Below are 6,171 nucleotides of genomic sequence, written 5' to 3'. Positions count from 1 at the left end.
GAACTGCTTTATTACCGAGTTTAGTGACCGCACAGACACTCACTTTTAAGAAAAACAGAATGGTAAACAAACTCCATGAATTACAATAGCTCTCTGGCTGCCGCCACAATATCTTGCGCGGTTAACCCGTACTCTCTCTGTAAAAAGTCCTGAGTTCCAACCTGGCCATACCGCTCTTTAACCCCCACCCGACGCATGGGCACAGGACAAGTTTCTACAAGCACTTCAGCAACCGCTGAACCTAATCCATTATGAATACTATGGTTTTCACATGTTACGATCCGTCCTGTTTTTTCGGCATAATTTTTAATTAACATCCGATCAACGGGTTTGAGCGTAAACATATCAATCACCGCTACACTTACCCCAGCCAGCTCAAGTTGACGTGCGGCCTCCAGGGCTTCCACCACCATAATGCCATTAGCAATTAAGGTGACATCCGTACCTTCACGTAATACCTGCCCTTTGCCAATTGTAAAGGTTGTACCTGGTGCGTAAATACTCGCTGCTTGCTTCCGAATGGTACGAATCCAATAAAATCCTTCCAGTGCAACGAGTTGACGCAAGATATCGCTGAACATTACGGCATCTGTCATCTCCATCACCACCGAATGCGCCAGCCCGCGCACAATTCCCATATCTTCAAATGACATATGTGTTCCGCCATTGTGGCAAGCAGCAACACCCGCATCAGAAGCTATAACTTTGACGTTAGCGCCCTGGTAATCAAGCGACATAAAGAGTTGATCAAAACAGCGACGACTGGCAAATGCGGTAAAGGTATGCACGAATGGCTTGCGCCCGGTTAAGGCCAGCCCTGCAGCTGTGCCGATAACATTGGCTTCCATAATGCCGCAATTAATGACGTGATCTGGATAATCCTGCGCCACGCTGTCCATTGCCATGGAACTCATTAAATCAGCCTCAAGAGCAATGACAGAACTGACGTTTTTACTCTGTTGCGCGATAAAATCTGCATAAACTTTGCGCATTTCAATGCTGTCTTTTTGTCCTGCCGGTGCGAGATTAATCATGCATAGCCTCCAGTTGGCGAATTGTTTCGTTTAGCGTCCCCTTCATCTCTTCTGTGAGGCGTAAGTGATGAGAATTACTGAGTTGCTCGAGACACGGCACCCCCTGCCCTTTAATGCTATCGAGAATGACCACTCTCGGTCTGGCCTCAGCTGGCAGGACAGGTTTAACTACATTCAACAAGCCCTCAATATCATCGCCCTTCACTGTCACGACATCAAAACCGAAAGCCCGGAATTTTCCTTCCAAATCAAATGGATTAATAATTTCATCCAGTTGACCATCAAGCTGCTGTTTGTTCCAGTCCACAAACACAGTGAGGTTATTCAAACGATGATGCGCGATAAACTGGAAAGCTTCCCAACATTGGCCTTCATTAAGTTCGCCATCGCCGACAATACAAAAAACCCGATTCTTGCGCCCCGCCAGTTTATGCGACAGCGCCATCCCTCCGGCAATGGATATCCCCTGCCCCAGCGATCCTGTGGTGCTATCAACACCACACGTTTTTAGCCGATCCGGATGACTTGGTAAGCGGGTTCCGTTCTGATTTAAGGTGCTTAATTCTTCCAGTGGAAAGTAGCCTTTCAGCGCCAGAGTACTGTAGAGAGCAGGTCCGGCATGTCCTTTGGACAGGATAAAATAGTCACGCTCAGGCCAGTCGGGAGCAGCAGGATCAATTTTCATTACAGCGCCATAAAGCACTGCCAGCGTTTCCACAACCGACATGCTGCCACCATAATGACCGAAGCCGAGATGAGTTAATGATTTAAGCGTCTGGATACGTATATCCCGTGCAAATTGAGTCAATTCTTTAACATTCATGATTTGGCTCCACTCTTCTTCTGCGCTTTGGCAGCGATTTTGTTACTGGCGAAAATGTTCCAGGCAACCAGCAGCACAAATAGCGCTACTACAAGTCCGGTGATGGCAAAAGGTGAGAGATAACGTGCCAGGTTTCCGAGGACGATGCCGACAGCACCAAAATCTGCATCGGAAAAGGTCGTATTAGCAAAGCCTATCGCCCCAAGAACCGGCAATAACAGTACTGGCAGGAAGGTAATCAATAAGCCATTCGCAAAAGCACCAATCATTGCGCCACGACGTCCCCCCGTAGCGTTACCAAATACGCCAGCAGCCGCCCCGGTAAAAAAGTGAGGAACGACACCCGGAAGAATCAACACCAGTTTCATCTGTCCCAACAAAAATAGCCCTACCAGACCGCCAAAAAAGCTAAACAAGAAACCAACTAACACTGCGTTTGGCGCATACGGATACACAACCGGGCAATCGAGGGCCGGACGGGCATTCGGCACCAGCTTTTCTGAAAACCCGGTAAATGCCGGAACTATTTCAGCAAGGATTAAACGCACGCCTTGCAGAATAATAAATACACCAGCAGCGAAGGTGATGGCCATTATGATGGCGTAGACAAGGTAGTTTTGACCACCACTGAACTGGCTTTCAACGAACTCACGACCAGCACTGATCGCCATGATCAGATAAATCACCATCATCGTAAGAGAAATAGAGATGGAACTGTCGCGCAGGAAGCTCAGATTTTTGGGCAAATTCATCTCTTCGGTGGAGCGGGAACCTTTACCGCACACGCTGCCAATCCAGCCAGAAAGTACATATCCCAGAGTGCCAAAGTGACCAAAAGCAATGTCATCATTCCCCGTAATACGCTTCATATAGCGTTGTGCTAATGCCGGGAAAAATGCCATCACAAGTCCCAGAATAAGAGAACCGGTAAAGACCAGTGATATACCTTCAAAACCAGCCACTGTCAGAATCACACCAATCATGCAGGCCATGTAAAATGTGTGGTGTCCGGTCAGGAAGATATATTTAAGGCGGGTAAAGCGGGCAACAATAATATTCGCCACCATACCAAATGCCATAATAAGGGCCGTCGATGCGCCATATTTTTCCAGCGCAATAGAAACAATAGCCTCATTATTCGGAATGATGCCCTGAATATTAAAGGCATGTTCAAACATACTCCCAAGAGGATTTAACGAACCAACCAAAACAGTGGCACCACCGCCCAGTACAATAAAGCCGAGAATAGTTTTAATTGTACCTTTAACAACATCTGAAAAAGATTTTTTCTGGGCAACCAGACCAATTAAGGCAATCAAGCCGACCAGTATCGCGGGCACTTTAAGTATATCAACAACAAAATTCAGCGTTTCAAGGATAAACATATCCACCTCGCTTCAATTAAGGTTATTGTTTTGCTAACCAGTTACGCAGTTGCGTTTCGAGTTCATTAATATCAATGATGTTGTTGATAACCACCAACTGACTTTCCGGTACGCTGGCACTGGCAGCAATATCTTTGGCCATCACAAATAAATCGGCAGCCCCTGGCGTTGCTGATGAGAGATCGGAATGTTCCACTTCCGCCTCTATATCCATTTTTTTCAGAACTTTTTTAATATTCATTTCGACCATAAAACTACTACCAAGCCCTGAGCCACAAATAGCCATAATTTTCATTATATTCACCATTTTAAGTTGAAGAAGTCCCATCACGCAACGGCGCAATGTTGTGAAAAGACTGAATTTATAATGTAATCAGAACCGTGAAATTATCTTTTTTATTTCCTCCACATTGCGAGCCTGATGCAATTCATGTAAATCTTTTTCGCTGGAGAATAACTCAGCCAGTGCAGATATCATTTCGATATGACTGTGTTTGTCTGGTGCGGCAAGTAAAATGATAACATCTACAGGATCAAATTCCTCTGTATGAAAACTGACACCTTCTTCAAGTTTTAATAATGATAAACCTAATCCTTTTGCCCCTTCTTCTGGTCGGGCATGCGGCATGGCCAGCCCGGGTGCCAGGACATAATAAGGCCCCAGTTTTTCATGTTGTGTCTTTATCGCACTGAGATAATCCGTCGTAATTATCTCTGCATCCAGTAACGGTCTGGCACAGATATCTAATGCCTGCTGCCAGGTTGCGGCATTCTTTCGTAATGCGATTGTTGAATCAGAAAGCCAGATATTAAGCACTCCCACCCCCTAATTTCTTATTTATATGACCAGAATGTATTCAAGTAACGACGGTATATCTGCGATCAATATCACAAAGATAGCGCTATCAGGAGGTATTGTTCGAATTTGTGATAGCGCTATCAAAATAGATTTCACTGATTAAATCCAGACTTATGGCAGATATTAAGAGGTATACTCTGCTACTGGCAGTGCAGGAAGCCGTTGATGATAAGTAATAAAAGATCTCCATATGTAGTCGCTGAGCAGGATTTTGTATGGCAATAACCCGAAAACGTCGTAGTACAGGTAAAGTCACTATTGCTGATGTCGCGCAACTCGCGGGAGTTGGCACAATGACTGTATCCAGAGCGTTACGCACTCCCGAACAAGTTTCAGATAAATTGAGGGAGAAGATTGAAGCCGCAGTTAATGAATTAGGGTATATGCCCAACCTCACTGCAAGCGCACTGGCATCGGCATCTTCACACACGATCGCAATGGTCGTGCCAAACCTGGCTGAAGCGGGATGCACGGAAATGTTTGCCGGGCTGCAACATGTGCTACAACCAGCGGGGTATCAAATAATCCTGGCTGAGTCACGCCATCGTCTGGAACAAGAAGAAAAACTGCTGGAAACCCTGCTGGCTTCTAATATCGCTGCAGCAATTTTGCTTAGTGTTGAGCATAATAGTACCGTGCGTCACTTGCTCAAAAATGCCTCGATTCCTGTTATAGAAATCGGTGCCATTCGTACTGATCCGATAGATATCAACATTGGTATTGATAATGTTGCAGCAATGTTCGAGCTGACGGATATGCTGGTACAACGTGGTTATCAGAATATCGGTTTGCTATGCGCTAACCAGGAACAGTGGATCTTTCAGCAGCATTTACAGGGATGGTATAAAGCTATGTTACGCCATCATATGTCTCCCAACCGTGTTATTAACGCTGCTCTGCCACCTGTTTTTTCCACCGGAGCATCACAACTACCGGAATTTTTGCTCGCATGGCCGGAACTGGATGCCCTGGTATGTGTGTCAGATGAGTTAGCCTGCGGTGTTCTCTATGAATGTCAACGAAGACGGATCAAAGTTCCAGACGAGCTCGCCGTAGTAGGATTTGGTGACAGTGACGTCAGCAAAGTTTGCCAACCATCATTAACAACAATGGCCGTTCCTCACAGGAAAATTGGTCTGGAAGCAGGAAATGTTTTGCTGGAACGAATTAAAGAAGGTAACTGGAGCAATCAGATATTCATTGAGCCCTGTTTATGTTTACGTGAAAGCTGCTGAAGCTGGGGGACTGGTATCTTTCAGCTCACTGATTTTGTTGCTGAACCTGATATATCCTTCGGTTTTCCACAACCAGGGGAAGGGTGTCATCATAAGGCGTGATGACACCCTGAATTCCCATCCTGTATCTGCAGAAAATTTTTCGTAAATAAATTAATTTAATAACTAAAAAGAAAATACAATAAGCAAAATATCAATTACAGAATGTTCGTTTGTTTAAAGAACCTGCTGGTCCTGCCATTAATATTACCTGCTGATTGCTTCACATCCGGATTCCTCGCACTGCGCGCGGGTTATTGTTTCGTTTTCGGCCACGGGGTCGCCAGGGCTCTGTTTGCAGGCCATGATGGCCTGACCTGTACTGTTTCTCAGGCACTGAGATGTCCGTTTACGCCATTTGTTCCCGGATATCCTTAACCTCTGACGTTTGTTCCCTGCCCCTCTGTCTGATAACGAATACGCTCACAACGCACAGTACTGAACAATACCGACAACAACATGTCTTACATGAAATTCGCTGTAACATCCACCGGAAAACATTTTCAGATATCGGATGAGGTACTACTTCCATTGACAGCGCGAGGTAACAAAATTGATGGTAACTCTGACCATTAACCGTAAACCGCAGGGTATTTTCAGTAAATCACCGGCAACGCCGCTGCAGAATAAAACGGACACAGCATACAAAATGAAGGCCGGTGACCAGATACCACAGTTGAACGATAAACAGAAACCTGCTGATAAAACACCGTGGCGACATGACAAAACGCCAGAGCAAAAACCGTAAGCGCATTATTCGTCTTGTGGAACTCTGGCCTGAGTCATTCAACCGGGA

6 protein-coding genes and 1 pseudogene are annotated in these 6,171 nt (G+C 45.6%); 2 read left to right on the top strand and 5 right to left on the bottom strand.

Going from position 1 to position 6,171, the window contains the following annotated elements; translation table 11 throughout:
* Positions 1–80: 80 nt before the first annotated feature.
* From ACJHYR_RS26640 to ACJHYR_RS26620, 5 genes are all read right to left on the bottom strand, one after another.
* Positions 81–1,034, bottom strand: coding sequence for a transketolase family protein (locus ACJHYR_RS26640; protein ID WP_000609007.1), 954 nt, complete (start codon positions 1,032–1,034; stop codon positions 81–83).
* On the bottom strand, positions 1,027–1,857 hold the full coding sequence (locus tag ACJHYR_RS26635; protein WP_001101067.1) for a transketolase: 831 nt from the start codon (positions 1,855–1,857) through the stop codon (positions 1,027–1,029). Before ACJHYR_RS26635 ends, ACJHYR_RS26640 begins: the two co-directional genes overlap by 8 nt.
* Positions 1,854–3,242 (bottom strand): PTS ascorbate transporter subunit IIC, encoded by a 1,389-nt coding sequence (locus ACJHYR_RS26630; protein ID WP_000470229.1) that lies wholly within the window; start codon positions 3,240–3,242, stop codon positions 1,854–1,856. Before ACJHYR_RS26630 ends, ACJHYR_RS26635 begins: the two co-directional genes overlap by 4 nt.
* A 22-nt stretch (positions 3,243–3,264) precedes the next feature.
* Complete coding sequence (locus ACJHYR_RS26625) at positions 3,265–3,537, bottom strand: PTS sugar transporter subunit IIB (RefSeq protein WP_000699820.1); 273 nt, start codon at positions 3,535–3,537, stop codon at positions 3,265–3,267.
* A gap of 78 nt (positions 3,538–3,615) precedes the next feature.
* The gene (locus ACJHYR_RS26620; RefSeq protein ID WP_001317566.1) at positions 3,616–4,059 is read right to left on the bottom strand and encodes a PTS sugar transporter subunit IIA; all 444 of its coding nucleotides are present in this window, start codon (positions 4,057–4,059) and stop codon (positions 3,616–3,618) included.
* A gap of 257 nt (positions 4,060–4,316) precedes the next feature.
* On the opposite strand from ACJHYR_RS26620, the gene ACJHYR_RS26615 reads away from it, so the two are divergent.
* The gene (locus ACJHYR_RS26615; RefSeq protein ID WP_001018808.1) at positions 4,317–5,336 is read left to right on the top strand and encodes a LacI family DNA-binding transcriptional regulator; all 1,020 of its coding nucleotides are present in this window, start codon (positions 4,317–4,319) and stop codon (positions 5,334–5,336) included.
* 595 nt (positions 5,337–5,931) lie between these two features.
* A pseudogene (locus ACJHYR_RS26610) lies at positions 5,932–6,171 on the top strand (proQ/FINO family protein); the annotation flags it as partial.

It is taken from the genome of Escherichia sp. WS1450 (genome assembly GCF_046487395.1).
In the GTDB taxonomy this organism is placed as follows: Bacteria; Pseudomonadota; Gammaproteobacteria; order Enterobacterales; family Enterobacteriaceae; genus Escherichia; species Escherichia coli.
Note: the sequence above shows the minus strand (reverse complement) of the source record. Positions and strands in the feature narration are given on the sequence as shown.

Excerpts from the sequence above, each read along its gene's own strand:
- ACJHYR_RS26640 (WP_000609007.1), bottom strand. The coding sequence starts at position 1,034 with ATGATTAATCTCGCACCGGCAGGACAAAAAGACAGCATTGAAATGCGC.
- ACJHYR_RS26635 (WP_001101067.1), bottom strand. The coding sequence starts at position 1,857 with ATGAATGTTAAAGAATTGACTCAATTTGCACGGGATATACGTATCCAG.
- ACJHYR_RS26630 (WP_000470229.1), bottom strand. The coding sequence starts at position 3,242 with ATGTTTATCCTTGAAACGCTGAATTTTGTTGTTGATATACTTAAAGTG.
- ACJHYR_RS26625 (WP_000699820.1), bottom strand. The coding sequence starts at position 3,537 with ATGAAAATTATGGCTATTTGTGGCTCAGGGCTTGGTAGTAGTTTTATG.
- ACJHYR_RS26615 (WP_001018808.1), top strand. The coding sequence starts at position 4,317 with ATGGCAATAACCCGAAAACGTCGTAGTACAGGTAAAGTCACTATTGCT.